Origin of the sequence: Pseudomonas hamedanensis (assembly GCF_014268595.2) — a bacterium.
Classification (GTDB): Bacteria; Pseudomonadota; Gammaproteobacteria; order Pseudomonadales; family Pseudomonadaceae; genus Aquipseudomonas; species Aquipseudomonas hamedanensis.
Window position 1 is genome coordinate 4654363 of the sequence record NZ_CP077091.1, and the last position, 18580, is coordinate 4672942.

An 18580-nucleotide genomic window follows, 5' to 3' on the forward strand; every position below is an offset into this window, starting at 1 on the left:
GAGGCAATGCGCTGCCTTGTGGGAGCGAGCCTGCTCGCGAAGGCGGCCGGACAGGCGTCGAAAAGCTAAAAGGACGGTGCCTGCTGCCGTCGCTTCCACTGACCCAGCCGCTGCTGCAAATTCAACGGACTATGAATCTGCTGCGCCCGCGCCCGGCTGAACAGAATCAACGCCAGTTCCGCCGTGGCCAGCGCATCGGCACTCGCGTTATGCCGCTCGAACACTTCAAGCCGGAACCACTCGATCCATTCATCCAGGCCGGCTTCGCGAATGTTCGCTTGTGGACACAGCAATGGCGCGATATCCGCCACATCCAGAAACACATGCTGCAACTTATGCCCCAGATGTTCCTTCAACGCGCGCCCGAGCATGTGCTGATCGAACGGCGCATGAAACGCCAGCAGCGGGCTGTCGCCGACAAACTCCATGAACTCCACGAGGGCCTCGGCCGGGTCACTGCCGGCGGCAATCGCATTTGGCCCCAACCCGTGAATCAGCACGCTAGGGCTGAGCTTCAACTCACGGCATTGCAAGGTGCGCTCGAACTGCTGGCTGAAATCAATCGCTCCGTCCTCGATGGCCACCGCGCCGATCGACAGTACGCGGTCCTTGTTGATATTGAGGCCTGTGGTTTCCAGATCCAGGACTACCCAACGCTGCTCGCGCAGGCTGCATTCGCTCGGCCCGGTGATGACTGACAACTTTGCCAGACGCTGTTGCAGAGCCGCCGACACTACAGGACTGGCAGGGCGCAGCCAGGAAAACAGGCTCATAGCTGATACCGCAAGGTCAGGCTGCTTTGCAGACGCTGCGCCTGGCGCAGGGATTCACGCAGGATGCGCCGGTCCAGATGATTGAGGCTGTCGGGATCGACGCGGTTGGAATACGGCAGATTTTCGCGGGTCTGTAATTGATGCTGTTGCATCCGCGTTTGCTGAATGAAGTGATAGGCCTCTTCATACGCCGCGCCGTCTAGCGGTTCGATCACCTCTTTGTCCACCAGTTGGCGGAAGCGTTCGAGGGTGTTGTTGGCGTCGATGCCGTTGGCCAGCGCCAGCAAGCGGGCGCCATCCACGAACGGCGTCAGGCCTTGGATTTTCAGATCCAGCGTGGCTTTCTCGCCATTCTTGCGTGCCAGCACGAACTCACGGAATCGGCCCACCGGCGGGCGATTGCGCAGCGCGTTTTCAGCCAGCATGCGCTGGAACAAACGGTTGTCGCCGACCTGCTCGAGAATGCCTCTGCGCAATTGCCCGCAGCCTTGCTCATCGCCCCAGACCACGCGCAGGTCGAAATAAATGCTTGAGCCCAACAGGTTCTCTGGCGTCGCTTCTCGAATAAATGCCGCGAAGCGCCGCGCCCATTCGGCCCGCGACAGGCATAGCTCGGGGTTGCCGGCCATGATGTTGCCCTTGCACAGGGTGAAGCCACACTGCGCCAGACTCTGGTTGATCTGCTGGGCAATCGGCAGCAACTTGCCGCGAATCTCCGCCGCGTGCACCGCATCGCGGGCGTCGAACAGGATGCCGTTGTCCTGATCGGTGTGCAGCGTTTGCTCGCGGCGACCTTCGCTGCCGAAACACAACCAGCTGAACGGCACGCCGGGATCGCCTTTTTCGGCGAGGGTCAGTTCGATCACCCGGCATACGGTGTGATCGTTGAGCAAGGTGATGATGTGAGTGATCTGCGTCGAGGATGCGCCGTGGGCGAGCATGCGTTCGACCAGTTGGCCGATCTCACCGCGCAGGATCACCAGTTGCTCAACCCGCTGGGCACTGCGAATCGTTCGGGCCAAGTGGACCAGATCGACCCGTTGCAGACTGAACAGGTCGCGCTCGGAGACCACGCCACAAAGACGCTGATCCTTGACCAGGCAAACGTGCGCAATGTGCCGCTCGGTCATGGCGATCGCCGCATCGAATGCGCTGTGATCCGGTGACAGATAAAACGGCGCGCGGGTCATGTGCCGTTCGATGGGATCGCTGAAATCGCCGGCACCTTCGGCCACCACATGGCGCAGATCGCGCAGAGTAAAAATTCCCAGCGGCGCCTTGTGCTCATCCACCGCGACGATGCTGCCGACCTGTTGCTCGTGCATCAGCTTTACCGCCTCGCGCAATGGCGTGTCCGCGCTGCACGTTACCGGATGCCGCATCGCCAGCTCACCCAGACGGGTGTTCAGCGAATATTGCGTGCCGAGGGTTTCCACGGCTTTTTGCTGCACCTGCTGATTAACCTGATCGAGCAGGCTGCTGACCCCGCGCAAAGCGAAATCACGGAAGGTGCTGGAGAGCGCGAACAGTTTGATGAACGCCAGTTTGTTCAGTTGCAGGCAAAAAGTATCTTCACCCGCCAGATGTTCGGTGCGTGTGGCGCGCTCACCGAGCAGGGCCGCCAGCGGAAAGCATTCGCCGGTGGTGATTTCAAAGGTGGTTTCGGTGCCGGGTTTGGTGATGTGCTGGCGTTCGCCGACCACGCGACCCTGCTTGACAATATGGAAATGTTCGACCGGGCCGTCGGCGGGTTTGATGATGCTCTCGCCCTGGGCGAAAAAACGCAGCTGACATTGCTCCACCAGATAAGCGAGGTGGGCGTGTTCCATCTGATTGAAGGGCGGGAAGCGCTGGAGGAATTGCAGGGTGCCCTGAATATTCTGCAAAACCGCGGTTTTCCCTGCCTGGGTGAAGGCGTCCGCTTTACTCATAACCATTACCGCAGTCTTTTTCGAATTGTTGTTGTCGGATCGTGGCAACCATGGTCTTCCCCCACAGGCGGGGTGCCCATTGGACGTAAGTCTAGGTTTTGCCACCATTGGCAACATTTCGGAAATACCCTACGCAAAAGCCCGGAAAAGCGTGCCGTTGCCCCTTGGAAAAAAATCCGACGAAGTGCACATTGAAGCGCTGTCTGGCGATGTCTGACGACTTGCCAGATGATTGTTTGGAACACTTAGAGAACGCCATGTCCGACCACGATATTTTGAGCGATGCCGAGCGTGAAGCGCTCAGCGCAGTGATGCTCGAACCCGATCTGCCGCCGCAGCGTGTCTTGATCGTCGATGACGACAAGGATGCCCGGGAACTGTTGTCGGAAATTCTCGCGCTGGACGGGATTCGCTGCATGACCGCGGCCAGCGGTGAAACCGCGCTGAAAATGCTCGACGAAAAGCCTTCGATCGGGTTGGTGATTACCGATCTGCGCATGGGCAACGTCGATGGCCTGGAGCTGATCCGGCAGGTTCGCGAGTCTGTGAGGGCAGCGATGCCGATCATCATTGTCTCCGGCGATGCCGACGTGAAAGACGCGATCGAGGCGATGCATCTGAGCGTGGTGGATTTTCTGCTCAAGCCGATTGATACAGTGAAGCTGCTCGGTCTGGTGAAACACGAATTGGGTATAGAACCCTGACATTGCGAACCAACGAAAATCCAATGTGGGAGCGGGCTTGCTCGCGAATGCGGACCGGCATTCAACATTGATGTCGACAGACAGGGCGTTTTCGCGAGCAAGCCCGCTCCCACATTGGCTCTCGAGTGATAGTAGAATTTCGGTTCTCCAATGAAAAAGGCCCTGATCTCTCGATCAGGGCCTTTTTCGTTTCCAGCATCAGCGCAAATTACAGACCATTCGCAGCCTTGAACTCACGACGACGACGGTGCAGCACCGGCTCGGTGTAGCCGTTCGGCTGTTGGGTGCCTTCGATCACCAGTTCGACCGCCGCCTGGAAGGCGATGTTGCGGTCGAAATCCGGGGCGAGCGGACGATACAGCGGGTCGTTGGCGTTCTGACGGTCGACCACCGGCGCCATGCGCTTGAGGCTTTCCATGACCTGGTCCTGGGTGACGATGCCGTGGCGCAACCAGTTGGCGATGTGCTGGCTGGAAATACGCAGCGTCGCACGGTCTTCCATCAGGCCGATGTCATTGATGTCCGGCACTTTCGAACAACCGACGCCCTGATCGATCCAGCGCACCACGTAGCCAAGAATGCCCTGGGCGTTATTGTCCAGTTCGTGCTTGATCTGCTCTGGCGTCCAGTTCGGGTTCACTGCCAGCGGGATGGTCAGGATGTCGTCCACCGAGGCGCGGGCGCGTTTGGCCAGTTCGGCCTGACGGGCGAACACGTCGACCTTGTGATAATGCAGCGCGTGCAGCGCAGCGGCGGTTGGCGATGGCACCCAGGCGGTGTTGGCGCCGGCCAGTGGGTGAGCGATTTTCTGTTCAAGCATCGCAGCCATCAGATCCGGCATCGCCCACATGCCTTTACCGATTTGCGCGCGACCTTGCAGGCCGGTGCTCAAACCGATATCGACGTTCCAGTTCTCATAGGCGCCGATCCACTTCTCGGCCTTCATGTCAGCCTTGCGCACCACTGGGCCGGCTTCCATGGAGGTGTGGATTTCATCGCCGGTGCGGTCGAGGAAACCGGTGTTGATGAACACCACACGCTCGCTCGCGGCCTGGATGCAGGCCTTGAGGTTGACCGTGGTGCGGCGTTCCTCGTCCATGATCCCGACTTTCAGGGTGTTGCGCGGCAAGCGCAGGACATCTTCGATGCGCCCGAACAGCTCGTTGGTGAACGCGGCTTCTTCCGGGCCATGCATCTTCGGTTTGACGATGTAAACCGAACCGGTGCGGGTGTTGCGCCGCGAGGTATTGCCGTTGAGGTTGTGCACCGCCGCCAGGCAAGTGACCAGGCCGTCGAGGATGCCTTCCGGCACTTCGTTGCCGTGCTTGTCGAGGATCGCGTCGATGGTCATCAGGTGACCGACGTTGCGCACGAACAACAGCGAACGGCCGTGCAAGGTGACTTCACCGCCATCGGGCGCGGTGTAGGTGCGATCCGGGTTCATGGTGCGGGTGAAGGTCTGGCCGCCCTTGGCGACTTCTTCCGCCAGGTCGCCCTTCATCAGGCCGAGCCAGTTGCGGTAGATCACCACTTTGTCGTCGGCATCGACGGCGGCCACGGAGTCTTCGCAGTCCATGATGGTGGTCAGCGCCGCTTCCATCAGGATGTCTTTGACGCCGGCCGCGTCGGTCTGGCCGACCGGGGTGCTGGTATCGATCTGGATTTCGAAGTGCAGGCCGTTGTGCTTGAGCAGAATCGCGATCGGCGCGTTGGCGTCGCCCTGGAAACCGATCAGCTGAGCGTCATCGCGCAGGCCGCTGTTGCTGCCGCCCTTCAGCGTTACCACCAGTTTGCCGTCAGCGATTTTGTAGCCGGTCGAATCGACGTGGGAACCGGCAGCCAGCGGTGCCGCTTCGTCGAGGAAGGCCCGGGCAAAGGCGATGACTTTGTCGCCACGCACCTTGTTGTAGCCTTTGCCTTTTTCCGCGCCACCTTCTTCGCTGATCGCGTCGGTGCCGTAGAGGGCGTCATACAGCGAACCCCAGCGAGCGTTCGAGGCATTGAGTGCGAAGCGAGCATTCATCACCGGCACCACGAGTTGCGGGCCGGCGGTACGGGCGATTTCATCGTCGACGTTTTGCGTCGTGGCCTGGAAATCAGCCGCTTCTGGCAGCAGATAACCGATCTCTTGCAGGAAAGCCTTGTACGCCACGGCGTCGTGAGCCTGACCGGCATGCTGCTGGTGCCAGGCATCGATGCGCGCCTGGAAGTCGTCGCGTTTAGCGAGTAGGGCTTTGTTCTTCGGCGCCAGGTCGTGAATGACCTTGTCGGCACCGTCCCAGAATTGTTCGGCGGTGAGGCCGGTACCGGGAATGGCTTCGTTGTTCACGAAGTCGAACAGGACTTTGGCGACCTGCAGGCCACCGACTTGAACGTGTTCAGTCATTGCTTGCCTCACTCTGCTCAGCTATTTCGCTTTTCAGCTCTTCAATTTGGCAATGAAGCCTCGGGCCATTTAAACCACAAACCTGCCGACCAGTACATGCCATTGCGGGCGGCTGGGCTGGGACCAATCAACGGCTTGGGGGCCTTGCTGACAGGGCTTTCAGGGTTGCGGACGGGCCTTGGGCAGACATCGATCCAGCGTTATGTAGTGCGCGCTGCGGCATACTACATGATGAGTTGCGCTTGTGAAAATCAGACTAATTACGTCGTTCTGCGACCTCATGTCGCATTGCGGTCACATCGCGGAACGGGATGTTCTCAAAAAACTGTTGGATTGTTCCAGCTAAATATCCAAAGTTGTACACATAAATGCTGTTTGGCTGCTATGGCGCAGTTTTGGCGTCTCCACCTTTGGGGCGAGGGAATCTGTGGCGAGGGGATTTATCCCCGTTGGGTGGCGAAGCCGCCCCTGCGCTCTGGCAGGCAGACGCAATTGGCAGGATTTACGACTGCTGCGCAGCCGGACGGGGATAAATCCCCTCGCCACAGGTCATCGTCTGCAGATGGTTTCCAATTCCAGCACCGGGTCGGGCTGAATCAACGCCCTTGCCTATACTTGCCCTTCGATAACAAAAGTCATGACAAGAGGGCTGCGCCATGGACCATCTCGTACTCACGGTTTTCGCCCCGGACAAGCCCGGGCAGGTCGAGCGCATCGCCCAGTGCATTGCCGAGCACGGCGGCAACTGGCTGGAAAGCCGCATGTCGCGGATGGCGGGGCAATTCGCGGGGATTCTGCGTGTGGGTGTGCCGGCGGAGGCTTACGACGAATTAGTCGATTCCTTACAGGCGCTGGCGGCGCACGGTATCCGCGTGCTGATCGCCGAGAGCAATGTCGAGCAATCCTGCACCTGGAAACCGATCGCCATGGAACTGGTGGGCAATGACCGCCCCGGCATCGTGCGGGACATCACACGGTTGTTGAGCGAGCAGGGCGTGAATCTGGAAAGGCTGGTGACGGAGGTGCGTCCGGCCCCGATGAGCAGCGAATCGCTGTTTCACGCCGAAGCAACACTCGCGGTGCCGCTGACGTTAGCGCTGGACGTCTTGCAAGCACGGCTGGAAACCCTCGCCGATGATCTGATGGTCGAGTTGGTGTTACGCACAGACGCTTAACGGCCGTTGAGGTTATCCAGTTTTAACGTGCACCTGCCTGTGGATAACCTGTAGAGACAGCCCGCAACCCCATAGTGGCCGTGGCTTTGCCAAGGTTGATCAAAAAACCGCCAGTTATCAGTGAGTTGCACACAAACGGCGGGGATCACGCTGTGGATAACCTTGGGAAGGAACGGTGCAGGCCACGAGAACCGTGGCCTGTGGAGGTTTGTGCGTTTTTTGATCAGCTGCGCCGGCGCAGACTTATCCACGCGTCGACGCTGTAAACGGCCAGACCGGCCCAGATAAACATGAACGCCACCAACGTGCTGGACGACAAGTGCTCGCCGAACAGCAGCACAGCTTGCAGCAGCACTAACGTCGGCGCGATGTATTGCAGGAAACCGATGGTGGTGTAGGGCAGATGGCGGGTGGCGGCGTTGAAACACACCAGCGGCACCAGTGTCACCGGCCCGGCGGCCACCAGCCACCAAGCCTCGGAGGTGGTCCAGAATGCCGGTTGCACGCTGGTCGCGGTCTGGTTGAACAACAACCAGGCGATAGCGATCGGCACCAGCATCCAGGTTTCCACCACCAGCCCCGGCAATGCCTTGACCGGCGCCTGCTTGCGGATCAGCCCGTAGAAACCGAACGTCAGCGCCAGGGCCAGCGACACCCACGGCAAACTGCCGACCTGCCACACCTGCTGCGCCACGCCAACGGCCGCCAGGCCGACCGCCACCCACTGCATGCGCCGCAGACGCTCACCGAGAATCACCATGCCCAACAGCACATTGACCAGCGGATTGATGTAGTAACCCAGGCTGGCCTCAAGCATGCGGCCGTTATTCACCGACCACACGTAGGTCAGCCAGTTGGCCGCGATCAGCGTGCCGCTCAAGGCGAGAATCGCCAGACGCTTGGGATTGTCGAGCAACTCGCGCAGCCAGCCGGGGTGCTTCCACACCATCAGCAACAGCGCGCCGAACAGCGCCGACCACAGCACCCGATGAATGATGATCTCGACGGCCGGCACTTCGGCGATGGCTTTGAAATAAATCGGGAACAGGCCCCAGATGATGTAGGCGCTCAGGCCCAGAATGTACCCGCGACGCGGGTTGGCGGCTTGCATGCAGAATCCTTGCTCAGGCAACTGACAAAGGAGGGATTGTAAGGAGATTTGTCTGCAAATGCCTGAACCGATTGGTCAGTAATGAATGAAAACAAACCCATGTGGGAGCGAGCTTGCTCGCGAAGGCGGACTAACATTCAACATCGATGTTGCCTGACATGACGTCTTCGCGAGCAAGCTCGCTCCCACAGGTTGCCCTGCGGTGTCAGAACAGTTTCAGCGGCTCTTCATTGAGCGCCGCCAGTTGCTCACGCAGCGCCAGCACCTGATCGCCCCAATACCGTTCCGTACCAAACCACGGAAAGCTGTGCGGAAACGCCGGGTCATCCCAGCGCCGCGCCAGCCAGGCGCTGTAGTGCATCAGGCGCAGGGCGCGCAGCGGTTCGATCAGCGCCAGCTCGCGCGGGTCAAAATCGTGGAATTCGTTGTAGCCGTCCATCAACTCCGACAACTGCCCCAGACATTCCTGACGATCGCCGGCGAGCATCATCCAGATGTCCTGCACCGCCGGACCCATGCGGCAATCGTCGAGGTCGACGATGTGGAACATTTCGTCGCGGCACATCATGTTGCCGGGGTGGCAGTCGCCGTGCATGCGGATGTTCTGGTGCGGCGTGGCGGCATAGACGTCTTCGACGCGCTTGAGCAGGTCGCGAGCGACGGACTCATAGGCCGGCAGCAGGCTTTTCGGAATGAAGTTGCCTTCGAGCAGGGTCTTCAGCGAAGCATGGCCGAAGTTCTGCACGGCGAGGGCTTCACGGTGTTCGAATGGCTTGGTGCCGCCCACCGCATGCATGCGCCCGAGCAACTGACCGAGACGGTACAGCTGATCGAGATTGCCCGGCTCCGGCGCGCGGCCACCACGGCGCGGGAACAGGGTGAAACGGAAGCCGGCATGTTCGTGCAGGGTTTCGCCGTTGTGGATCAGCGGCGCGACCACCGGAATGTCGATGTTTGCCAGTTCGAAGGTGAACTGGTGTTCTTCGAGGATGGCCTCGTTGGTCCAGCGCTGCGGACGATAGAATTTGGCGATCAGCGGCTCGGAATCTTCGATGCCGACCTGGTAAACGCGATTCTCGTAGCTGTTGAGCGCCAGAATGCGTGCATCACTCAGAAACCCGATGCTTTCAACGGCATCGAGGACAAGGTCGGGTGTGAGGGTTTCAAACGGGTGGGCCATGCTGACTCCTGCGCGCAGCAGGCTGCTGCGTCCGGCCCGGCATGGTAGCGCAGATGGCAGGCATTGAGGGGGTTGGTGTCTGTGCCGACGCCATCGCGAGCAGGCTCACTCCTACATTTGCAACGCATTCCCCTGTAGGAGTGAGCCTGCTCGCGATAGCGTTCCGTCATCAATAAACTTGTCAACTGACATGACGCTATCGCGAGCAGGCTCACTCCTACAGGGGAGTTGTGGTGGATTCAGCTGACTTGCAACGGCATCGTCAACTCGACCCGCAGGCCATCCGGGCGGCTGTCAAAATGCAAGGCACAGTCACAACGCTGAACAATCGCCTGCACGATCGCCAGACCCAGGCCACAGCCGGTGCTTTGGCCATTGCGCCAGAAGCGCTGGGTCAGATGTTGCAGATCGTCAGGCGCGATACCCGGGCCATGGTCGCGCACGACAAAACGCACGCGATTGCCGATGGTTTCCAGTGTGACCTCGACGGCACAGTCTTCAGGCGTATGGCGCAGTGCGTTGTCGAGCAGATTACGCAGCGCCGCGATCGCCAGCACGGCGGGCATCTGCAGCGGCGCGGCGGACAGATCATCCGGCACCTGCAGTCTGATCCGCAGTCGCTCACCGCCCGTCGCGTCCTGAATCGCCAGCCGGGCGACTTGTTCGGCGCTGTATTGCGAGCCGTCATCGAACGACAGGCTGCCCTCGACGCGCGCCAGCAGCAGCAATTGCTCCAGGGTTCGGTGCAGACGGTCAGCGCCCTCTTCGGCCCGCGCCAGCGATTGATCGCGGGCGCTGCCATCGGTCATGCGCGCCACTTGCAAGTGGGTTTTGATGGCCGTCAGCGGACTGCGCAGCTCATGCGCCGCGTCACCGGTCAGGCGGCGTTCACGCTCGATGGTCTTGCCAATACGCTGGAACAATTGGTTCTGGGTTTCGAGCAACGGTTTCAGTTCGCTGGGGAACGCCTGCAACTGCAACGGTTCAAGCGAATCGGCGTTGCGCCGCATCAACGCTTCACGCAGGCGATTGAGCGGAGCCAGCCCTTGTCCGATGCCCAGCCATAACAGGCACAGGCAGCCCAACAAGGCGACGCCGACCGGTACCGAGGCGGCGAGCAGAATCGACATGTTCAGCGCCTCGCGCTCGATCTGCCGGTCCGCCGTGGTGATGCGCACATCGCCCCGGGCCAGGGTGAAACTGCGCCACGGCGCGCCGTCGATGATTTGATCGTGGAAGCCCATCTTCTCGGCTTCCAGCGCTTGCTCGGGGTTGTTGTGGCTGCGCGCGAGAATTTCCCCGCGCAGGGAACTGACCTGACAGGCCATGCCACCGGGAACATTGAGTTGCTCGGCACTGAAGTGGGTGCCCTCGCCTTTGCTCGGCAGCGTCGGCAGTTGCTCGAGCAACCCGGCGACCATACGCGCCGAGGCCACCAGCCGCTGGTCGAGGGAAAACATCATCTGGTTGCGCAGATCGCTGAGCATCCACGCCGCCGCCAGCGCCCAGATCAGCGCAAACGCGGCGCCGAGTGTCAGGCTCAGGCGCAGGCGCAGACTCATCATTTGCCTTGATCCCCGCCGTCGGCCGGGCCGAGGCGATAACCCAGGCCGCGCACGGTTTCGACGATGCCTTTGCCAAGTTTGCTGCGCAGATGATGGATGTGCACGTTGAGGGCGTTGCTTTCCAGCTCATCGTTGAAACCATAGACGCTGTCTTTCAACTGCTCGGTGGACAGTACTCGCCCACGATTGTGCAGCAGTGCCTGCAACAGTGACTGCTCGCGGCGCGACAGGTCCACTGGCTGCCCCGCCAGCGTGGTTTCGCGGCTGCTCGGATCGTACGTCAGCGCGCCATGCTCGATCAGGTTGACGCTGCGCCCGGCAACCCGACGCAACAGGGTTTGCAAGCGGGCGAACAGTTCGCGCAGGTCGAACGGCTTGAGCAGGTAGTCGTCGGCACCGGCCTGCAAGCCATCGACGCGGTCGGTGACCGAATCGCGTGCGGTCAGGATCAGCACCGGGATCTCCAGGCCCGAGTGACGCAACTGCTGCAACAGCTTGAGCCCATCCTCGTCCGGCAGGCCCAGGTCAAGCACCATCACGTCGAATTCCGCGACTTTGAGCATCGCCCGCGCCTTGGACGCCGTGTTGACGTGCTCGACAGTCAAGCCCTGAGCGGTGAGGCCGGCGACAATGCCACTGGCGATCAGCTCATCGTCTTCGCAAACCAGTACGTGCATGGGTGCTCCGTGAGAAAAATAGCGAGTGAAGCAGGCAAGGATTAAGGGGCAATTATGGCCGTGCGCGACAGTCACGGGAAGCCGGTTAAACATTCCGGCCACTTCCAGGCGACGGGAAACCCGGGGTAGCGACGGTCGAAACATTCGCCAACTTAAAGGCGTCTTCAGAAACAATTCATCGCTTTGTCTGTGAATGCGTCGTCACTTACTTTGAATCGGGCAACTTCGCCAACCTTCTAAATGGACTTTATAAACATGACCGAATTAAAAAACTTTGTCGCCGTCGACTGGCGCTCCGGCCCCGACCGCATTTATTTCTTTTTCAAGGATACTGACACTTACTCTCGATTCGATATCGGCGACAACATTGTCCCTGGTAACTATCCCACCAAGACAGCAGGCCACTGGGACAGTTTCAGCCCTTTTACCCAACACCTGCGCTTTGGCCTGACCACCACTTCGTTCGGCTGGAACGTGGATAGCGATGAAGACATTGCCTGGTTCTTCTTTTACCAGGGAACAACCCCGATGGTCTGTAAATATGATCAGGACACTGACAAAGTTGCCGCTTTCCATAAAGTGGCCGATTCGATCTGGAAGCCGATCCTGCCGTATTTCGATAAGATTATCGCCGGCACCTGGTTTCAACTGACCGGTCATCCGTTCCTGTTTCGCTTCATTCTTAATGACGGGCATTACTTGTCGTTCAATTACAAAGCAAAGACGCTGACTCGCAAGCCCTTCGGCGACTATCAACTGGGGGCATTAAAACCCTACAAGGACCGAATCATCACCGCCGCCCAAAATGACCGGACCTTTGCCGACAGTTACTGGTATATCTTCCTGACCCATAATCAATATCTGACTTACAACATCCAGTCGGATCGACTGGTTTCCGGTCCGCAAACCATTAATGAAGGTAATTGGCCCGGTCTGTTGCGCGGCTGATTGGCCAATCATGGAGGGGCTAGTAGGATACGGTTAATTATCGGTTAATCGCCGCCGCCCATTCTGCACCCACTTGCACAGGGACAAGGCTCCTCCATGCGTCGTTTTTTTCTGTTGTTTGCTCTGCTGATCTCCGGTCTGGCCCAGGCCGGAAACAATCCCTTTGAGACAAAACCGGACTTTTTGCCAGTCGACAAGGCATTCGTACTCACCTCCGAACGGCTGGAGTCGGGTGAAACCCAGGTGTTCTGGCAAATCGCCGATGGCTACTACCTGTATCAGAAGCGTCTGAAATTCGATGGGCTGACGCCCGCACAACAGCCGACGTTGCCTGCGGGCGAATCCCACAGCGATGAGTTTTTTGGCGAGCAACCGGTCTATCGGCAAGGCCTGGAAATGAAAATCCCGGCCGCCGCCACAGGGCAGATCAAGGTCAGCTATCAGGGCTGCGCGGATGCGGGGCTGTGTTACCCGCCGCAAACCCGGGTGATTGATCTGGGCGGCAAAACGGTGCAGGCCGACGATGCTCAAGCGCCAGATCAGGCCCTCGCCAGCAGCCTGCAACAACGGGCGTTGGGCTGGAGCCTGCTGGTGTTTTTCGGCCTTGGCCTGCTGTTGGCATTCACCCCGTGCTCCTTGCCGATGCTGCCGATTCTGGCCGGCATGATTGTCGGCAGCGGTGCCACACCCCGTCGCGGTTTCGCTCTGGCCAGCAGCTATGTGGTCTGCATGGCGCTGGTGTATGCGGCAATGGGCGTGATCGCCGCACTGCTTGGGGCAAACCTGCAGGCCTGGCTACAGAACCCGTGGTTGCTTGGTGCCTTCGCCGCCGTATTCGTGATACTTGCCCTGCCGATGTTCGGCTTCTTCGAGCTGCAATTGCCCGTGGCCCTGCGTGACCGACTGGAACACGCCTCGCGCAGCCGCAGCGGCGGCAGTCTGATTGGCGCCGGTGTGCTCGGTGCGTTGTCCGGTCTGCTGGTCGGCCCGTGCATGACTGCGCCGCTGGCCGGAGCATTGCTTTATATCGCGCAGAGCGGAAACGCCGTGCACGGCGGCTTGATTCTGTTTGCGCTGGGCATCGGTATCGGTGTGCCCCTGTTGTTATTGGTGACGGTCGGCAATCGTTTTCTGCCCAAGCCCGGCGCCTGGATGAATCTGCTCAAAGGCGTGTTCGGCTTCCTGTTCCTCGCCACTGCGTTGCTGATGCTGCGCCCGGTACTGGACGCTTCGTTGTGGCTGGGTCTGTGCGGTGCACTGCTGTTGATCGCCGCTTTCTGCGCCTGGAAACAGTCCGAAGGTTTTGGCCGGGTTGCCCAGTTATTCGGCGCCAGTTCGCTACTGCTCGGGTTGTGGGGCAGTCTGCTGGTGATCGGCGCGGCGGGCGGCAGCGATGATCCCTATCAACCGCTGCAGGTTTACAGTGCCGGTCGCGCCAGCACGGCGGCACCATCAGGTCACGAGGCGTTTACCACGATCAACGACCCGGTGGCGTTGCAACGTGAACTCGACGCTGCCAAGGCGCAGGGCCAGTGGGTCCTGCTCGACTACTACGCCGATTGGTGTGTGTCGTGCAAAGTCATGGAAAAACAGGTGTTCGGCCAGGCCAAAGTGATGCAGGCGTTGAACGATGTGCGCCTGCTGCGCCTGGATGTCACCGCCGACAACGCCGCCAGCCGTGAACTGCTCGGTCGTTACAAAGTGCCGGGACCACCGACTTTCATCTGGATCGGCACGGATGGCGAAGAGCGGCGCAGCCAGCGCATCACCGGCGAAGTCGATGCCGAGGCGTTCCTGCAACGCTGGACCACTACCCGAGACGCCAATTAATGCTGACTTTCACCCTCGGCACCTTCGCCATCGCACTTAACCACCTGCTGCTGATCAGTGCCCTGGCGCTGGCGACGTTTGTCGGCTGGCGGGTGGCCAAACGTGGCGGCGAGAATCCCGAGTCGGCGCTATTCAGCCTGTTTCTGCTGGGCATGCTCGCGGCGCGCATTGCGTTTGTGCTGATGTACTGGCCGCACTACCGCAATGACCCCTGGCAGATCATCGACCTGCGCGACGGCGGTTTCCTCGCCTGGCCGGGGGTGATCGTGCTGCTGCTCGCAGCCCTCTATCGCGGTTGGCGGCGTCCGGGCTTGCGGCGACCGCTGGGCTTTGGCGTGGTCAGCGGCGTGGCCTTCTGGTTGCTGGCAACCCTGTCGCTGAACATTTACGAACAAGGCACGCGCCTGCCGGAAATCTCACTGCGCAACGCCGCCGGAGAAACGGTAAAACTCAGCGATTATCAGGGCGGCCCGTTGGTCATCAACCTGTGGGCCACCTGGTGTCCACCGTGCCGGCGCGAAATGCCGGTGCTGGAAAACGCCCAGCAGCAGCGCCCGGACCTGACCTTCCTGTTCGTCAATCAGGCCGAAAGCATGCAAAGCGTCGCGACGTTCCTCGAAACCCAGGGCCTGAGCCTGAACAACGTATTGTTCGATCGTGGCGGTCGACTCGGTCAGGCCGTAGGCTCCATGGCGCTGCCGACTACGCTGTTCTACAGTCCCGACGGCCGCCTGCTGTCCAGCCACTTGGGCGAATTGTCCAACGCCAGTCTGGCACGCGCCCTGGAAAGTTTCGGCGAACCGAACCTGAATTCAAACCCGGCCGCTGCACCGGCCACTTCTGCAAGGAAACTCCCATGCCCCGCCTCCGCCACCTGCTGACGCTGACTCTGGGCAGCGCTCTGCTGCACTTGCCGTCGGTGCAGGCTGCTGAAGAACTGCCCGCCGCGATCAAGCAGATCGAAGCCAAGGGCGCGAAAATCGTCGGCCAGTTCGACGCGCCCGACGGCCTGCGCGGTTATGCCGCGCAATATCAGAACCGCGGCATGGCGCTGTACCTGACGCCGGATGGCAAGCACGTAATGGTGGGCAATCTATACGACGCCGAGGGCAAGGACTTGAGCAGCGAACCGCTGCAAAAACTGGTCTACGCGCCAATGGCCAAGGAAGTCTGGGCCAAGTTCGAAGCCAGCAACTGGATTCAGGACGGCAACAAGGACGCGCCACGCACCGTGTATCTGTTCAGCGACCCGAACTGTCCGTACTGCAACGTGTTCTGGGAACAGGCGCGGCCCTGGGTCAAGGCCGGCAAGGTGCAGCTGCGCCACATCATGGTCGGGATCATCCGCGAAGACAGCCCGGGCAAATCGGCGGCGCTGCTAGCAGCGAAAGATCCGGCCAAGGCGCTGGAGGATCACGAAAAGGCTGGCAAGGGCAGCTCACTCAAAGCTCTGAAGGATATTCCGGTGGCGGTGCAGACCAAGCTCGCGGCGAACATGCAACTGATGGAAGATCTGGAGTTGCAGGCCACGCCGGCAATTTTCTACATGGATGGCAAGGGTGAGCTGCAACAGCAGCAAGGGGCGCCGACACCGGAGAAGCTGGTGAAGATTCTTGGTCCGAGATAACGAAAAAGCCCGCCTTGAAAGGCGGGCTCTGGACGTTTGACTGACGTATTAACCGCACATCGTAAAAAAGTCGAGAAAGCTATAATCCTCTGCTAAAACCTGCATGGACTTGATTCGCGATTGTGCAGGTGCGACGAAATCGATCAACCGATGCACCTCGCCTCCTTTGTTAAAGCCGAGATATTCATTCCTTCCCAATACTGCTCCGTCGGCATCGAAGTAGGTGACAACGCCTTTTTCGTGGAGGTACGTCCAGGTAAAGGAAATCCGCTCGTAGTCAGCGTCAAAATCAAACTGAATGCATTGTGGTGGAGTAATGATAGCCGCGTCGAGGCACATACCGAAAGATCGCCCTTCCAGCAACCCCTTAATGGTCGTACTAAAACGCATAACACCTGCTGATCCTGCCCCTTCAACCAATTTGATCGACATATTAGGTAGGGTAAACGAGTGATTATGATTTACGCTGACAATCTTCTCTTCTTGCTCATCGAAGTTTTCCAAGTGAACATAGCGTCGCTTCTGCACCGTCACGCGAGTGATGGGTGAAGGCCGCTCGATACCATCGCGCATCAGCTTGTAACTCACTTCGACCGTTTCACCTTCATTGGCGATCACTGCAGCCGCACCGACCGCCACTTTGACAATCCCTTCAACGCTGCCATTCACACTCGCCAGTTCAGGGGATCCCTCGCCCGAAGTCCCGCACCACTGCGGCGTGATCCTGTCGGTGAGTCGCATACCGTTAAACGCTATAATGATCAATGCTTGCTCAGGGACCAGTTCCGGGTCCAGTACGCCGCTTGAGACTTGTTCGACGGTCGGCGCCAGCAAATCAGTATCGGATGTGATGAGAAGCTGGGTCCAGCGCGGTAATTCATGAGCAGCGTCAATGTTCGGGCTTTTATCGAACGTGACGAATGTTTCCACCGTCAATGCCGATTTATAGTCAAGCCCATTTAACCAGGCTCGATCAATGGTCAATTCCAGACCGTTGCGGACCTGCTCTGACGTCACTTCCAGAGCGGTGACCAAATCAAGGGTTTCGTGAGTGGGATGATCGCGCTGGCCGACAACTCTCATCCAGACGCGTTGCCCCGGAGCGATGAACTTCCAGGGCGCTAGCTGAACGCGGGGATTACCGGCGAATCGACGCATATCGAGAAACTTGGTGCCTTCTTCCACGACGATTTCAGGTAACCGGGGTTCCGGCAATTGCGCCGGTGAAATGTACTCGACCGTCAGGCGCAGAACCTTGGAGCGCATCACGCTGCCGTCCAGGCTAGCCGTATACGAGAGATCTATCGTCTTGCCGACAGAGAGACCGATGACTTCCGCGGGAACAAAAACTTCGAAAGACTGTGAATCCTCTTTCCATTGTGCAGTGAACTCGTGAACCCACTCAGAGGGCCCAGCCCAAACAAGCCGGACAACGTGCCTGGAGTTTACACCCTGAAAAGAAATGCGCGTCGTCGCGCCGCTCAACACGTCGCAAGGCGCCAATGTCGAGTTGTTTTTAGCCTCCAAGACGGTTAGTACAGGCAGCTCGAGGTCATTTTCTGTTTGATTGGTCATAAACGTTTCTCCTTCCGCAGCCCGCGCGATATTGCTTGGACCGAAAGGGGATTTAAATCCACCCAGGAGCGTTTGCGCTACTGTCAGAGTTGACAGTAGCGCAATTCACAAAAAGCTGAATCAGGAACTGAATTTTTCGTATTCAGACAAAAAGGAGAGCAATATCTGCGTGACAAACTCTGGATTCTCCAGATTGGAAATATGCCCCGCCTCCGGCACCAGCACGCATGGACAGCCGATCAGTTCAGCCATTTCTCGGGCTTCCGACGGCGGGCGCGGTTTGTCCTGATCGCCGCACAGCACCAGCGTAGTCGCGGCATTCAACTCGCCCAGACGCGGCAACAGATCATCACGGCCAAAGGTGATGCGCCCCATCGGCACGATGCTTTCGCGCAGGCGATCGGATGAATAAGCCGCAAGTTTCGCGCGAAAATCCTGATACAGCGCCGACTGCGGATCGATGCCCGGGCGGAAAAAGATCGGCACAACAATGTCGAGCAGTTGCTCGGAGATTTCTCCGCTGTCTTCGATTTGCTTGAACAGCGAGAAGTAATATTGACGAGTAGGTTCAGGTTCGACGCCGACGTAAGTGTCCATCAGCACCAGACCGTTGAGACGCTGCGGCGCCGACAGTGCCAGGCGAACGCCCCACATGCCGCCGACCGATAGCCCGACCAGCGTGACGCGGTCAATGCTCAGGTGATCGAGCAAGGCCTGCGCCTGACGGGCGATGTCATCCAGCGATGCAGTCCCTTCAGGCAGCCGTCCCGACTCACCGTGCCCCCACAGATCCAGCGCAATCACCCGATAGTGCGGAGTGAGTGCGGCGATCTGTGGCGCCCACATGGCCTGGTCCCACAAATAACTGCCGGCCAGCAACACGGCCGGGCCGGTGCCTTGATCAATGTAGTGCAGCGCTTGTCCGTCAACCGTGAAAAAAGGCATCGACCACCTCCTGTGAGAAAAAACAGAACCGGCAGACTGAGCTGCCGGTTGGTGATCGTCAAGGGTGGAAATGTACTGACATGTACCTGTTGATTTGTGTTGAATCCGCCGGCGCCATCGCGAGCAGGCTCACTCCTACAGGGGGAACGCGTT

15 protein-coding genes are annotated in these 18580 nt (G+C 59.4%); 6 read left to right on the plus strand and 9 right to left on the minus strand.

The window, feature by feature from the left end:
• Positions 1 to 65 precede the first annotated feature (65 nt).
• Together HU739_RS20275 and HU739_RS20280 are read right to left on the minus strand one after the other, a co-directional pair.
• The gene (locus HU739_RS20275; RefSeq protein ID WP_186549183.1) at positions 66 to 773 is read right to left on the minus strand and encodes a 3'-5' exonuclease; all 708 of its coding nucleotides are present in this window, start codon (positions 771 to 773) and stop codon (positions 66 to 68) included.
• A complete protein-coding gene (locus HU739_RS20280) occupies positions 770 to 2704 on the minus strand; it encodes a DUF294 nucleotidyltransferase-like domain-containing protein (RefSeq protein WP_302467752.1) in 1935 nt (644 codons plus the stop codon). The genes HU739_RS20275 and HU739_RS20280 overlap by 4 nt, the downstream gene beginning before the upstream one ends.
• A gap of 257 nt (positions 2705 to 2961) precedes the next feature.
• Between HU739_RS20280 and HU739_RS20285 the strand changes: the two genes are divergently transcribed.
• Positions 2962 to 3408 carry a response regulator gene (locus HU739_RS20285; protein ID WP_186549179.1) on the plus strand — a complete coding sequence of 149 codons (447 nt, stop codon included), beginning with the start codon at positions 2962 to 2964 and terminating at the stop codon, positions 3406 to 3408.
• Between the two features lie 208 nt (positions 3409 to 3616).
• Here HU739_RS20285 and HU739_RS20290 read toward each other — a convergent pair whose 3' ends face one another.
• The gene (locus HU739_RS20290) at positions 3617 to 5794 is read right to left on the minus strand and encodes a malate synthase G (protein ID WP_186549177.1); all 2178 of its coding nucleotides are present in this window, start codon (positions 5792 to 5794) and stop codon (positions 3617 to 3619) included.
• A gap of 656 nt (positions 5795 to 6450) precedes the next feature.
• On the opposite strand from HU739_RS20290, the gene HU739_RS20295 reads away from it, so the two are divergent.
• On the plus strand, positions 6451 to 6969 hold the full coding sequence (locus HU739_RS20295) for a glycine cleavage system protein R (RefSeq protein ID WP_186549174.1): 519 nt from the start codon (positions 6451 to 6453) through the stop codon (positions 6967 to 6969).
• A 223-nt stretch (positions 6970 to 7192) separates the two neighbouring features.
• Here the strand turns inward: HU739_RS20295 and rarD are convergent, their stop codons facing one another.
• The 4 genes from rarD to HU739_RS20315 all read right to left on the minus strand — a co-directional run bounded on the left by rarD (position 7193) and on the right by HU739_RS20315 (position 11502).
• Positions 7193 to 8080, minus strand: a complete 888-nt coding sequence (gene rarD / locus HU739_RS20300; RefSeq protein WP_186549172.1) for an EamA family transporter RarD — start codon at positions 8078 to 8080, stop codon at positions 7193 to 7195.
• Positions 8081 to 8285: 205 nt separating this feature from the next.
• The gene (locus HU739_RS20305) at positions 8286 to 9260 is read right to left on the minus strand and encodes a serine/threonine protein kinase (protein WP_186549170.1); all 975 of its coding nucleotides are present in this window, start codon (positions 9258 to 9260) and stop codon (positions 8286 to 8288) included.
• Between the two features lie 239 nt (positions 9261 to 9499).
• Positions 9500 to 10825 (minus strand): ATP-binding protein, encoded by a 1326-nt coding sequence (locus HU739_RS20310; RefSeq protein WP_186547149.1) that lies wholly within the window; start codon positions 10823 to 10825, stop codon positions 9500 to 9502.
• Positions 10822 to 11502: a response regulator gene (locus tag HU739_RS20315; protein ID WP_186547148.1), complete on the minus strand. Its 681-nt coding sequence runs from the start codon at positions 11500 to 11502 to the stop codon at positions 10822 to 10824. Before HU739_RS20315 ends, HU739_RS20310 begins: the two co-directional genes overlap by 4 nt.
• Before the next feature lie 255 nt (positions 11503 to 11757).
• Here HU739_RS20315 and HU739_RS20320 point away from each other — a divergent pair, with 255 nt between their 5' ends.
• The 4 genes from HU739_RS20320 to dsbG all read left to right on the plus strand — a co-directional run bounded on the left by HU739_RS20320 (position 11758) and on the right by dsbG (position 15907).
• Positions 11758 to 12450 (plus strand): hypothetical protein, encoded by a 693-nt coding sequence (locus HU739_RS20320; RefSeq protein ID WP_186547147.1) that lies wholly within the window; start codon positions 11758 to 11760, stop codon positions 12448 to 12450.
• A gap of 96 nt (positions 12451 to 12546) precedes the next feature.
• Entirely contained in the window at positions 12547 to 14280 is a 1734-nt protein-coding gene (gene dsbD, locus HU739_RS20325; RefSeq protein WP_186547146.1) for a protein-disulfide reductase DsbD, read from the plus strand.
• Positions 14280 to 15161, plus strand: coding sequence for a TlpA family protein disulfide reductase (locus tag HU739_RS20330; RefSeq protein WP_186547145.1), 882 nt, complete (start codon positions 14280 to 14282; stop codon positions 15159 to 15161). Before dsbD ends, HU739_RS20330 begins: the two co-directional genes overlap by 1 nt.
• The gene (dsbG, locus tag HU739_RS20335) at positions 15137 to 15907 is read left to right on the plus strand and encodes a thiol:disulfide interchange protein DsbG (RefSeq protein ID WP_186547144.1); all 771 of its coding nucleotides are present in this window, start codon (positions 15137 to 15139) and stop codon (positions 15905 to 15907) included. Before HU739_RS20330 ends, dsbG begins: the two co-directional genes overlap by 25 nt.
• A 48-nt stretch (positions 15908 to 15955) precedes the next feature.
• On the opposite strand, the gene HU739_RS20340 is transcribed toward dsbG, so the two are convergent.
• Entirely contained in the window at positions 15956 to 17482 is a 1527-nt protein-coding gene (locus HU739_RS20340) for a hypothetical protein (RefSeq protein ID WP_186547143.1), read from the minus strand.
• A 120-nt stretch (positions 17483 to 17602) separates the two neighbouring features.
• Positions 17603 to 18427 carry an alpha/beta fold hydrolase gene (locus HU739_RS20345; RefSeq protein ID WP_186547142.1) on the minus strand — a complete coding sequence of 275 codons (825 nt, stop codon included), beginning with the start codon at positions 18425 to 18427 and terminating at the stop codon, positions 17603 to 17605.
• Positions 18428 to 18580: the final 153 nt, after the last annotated feature.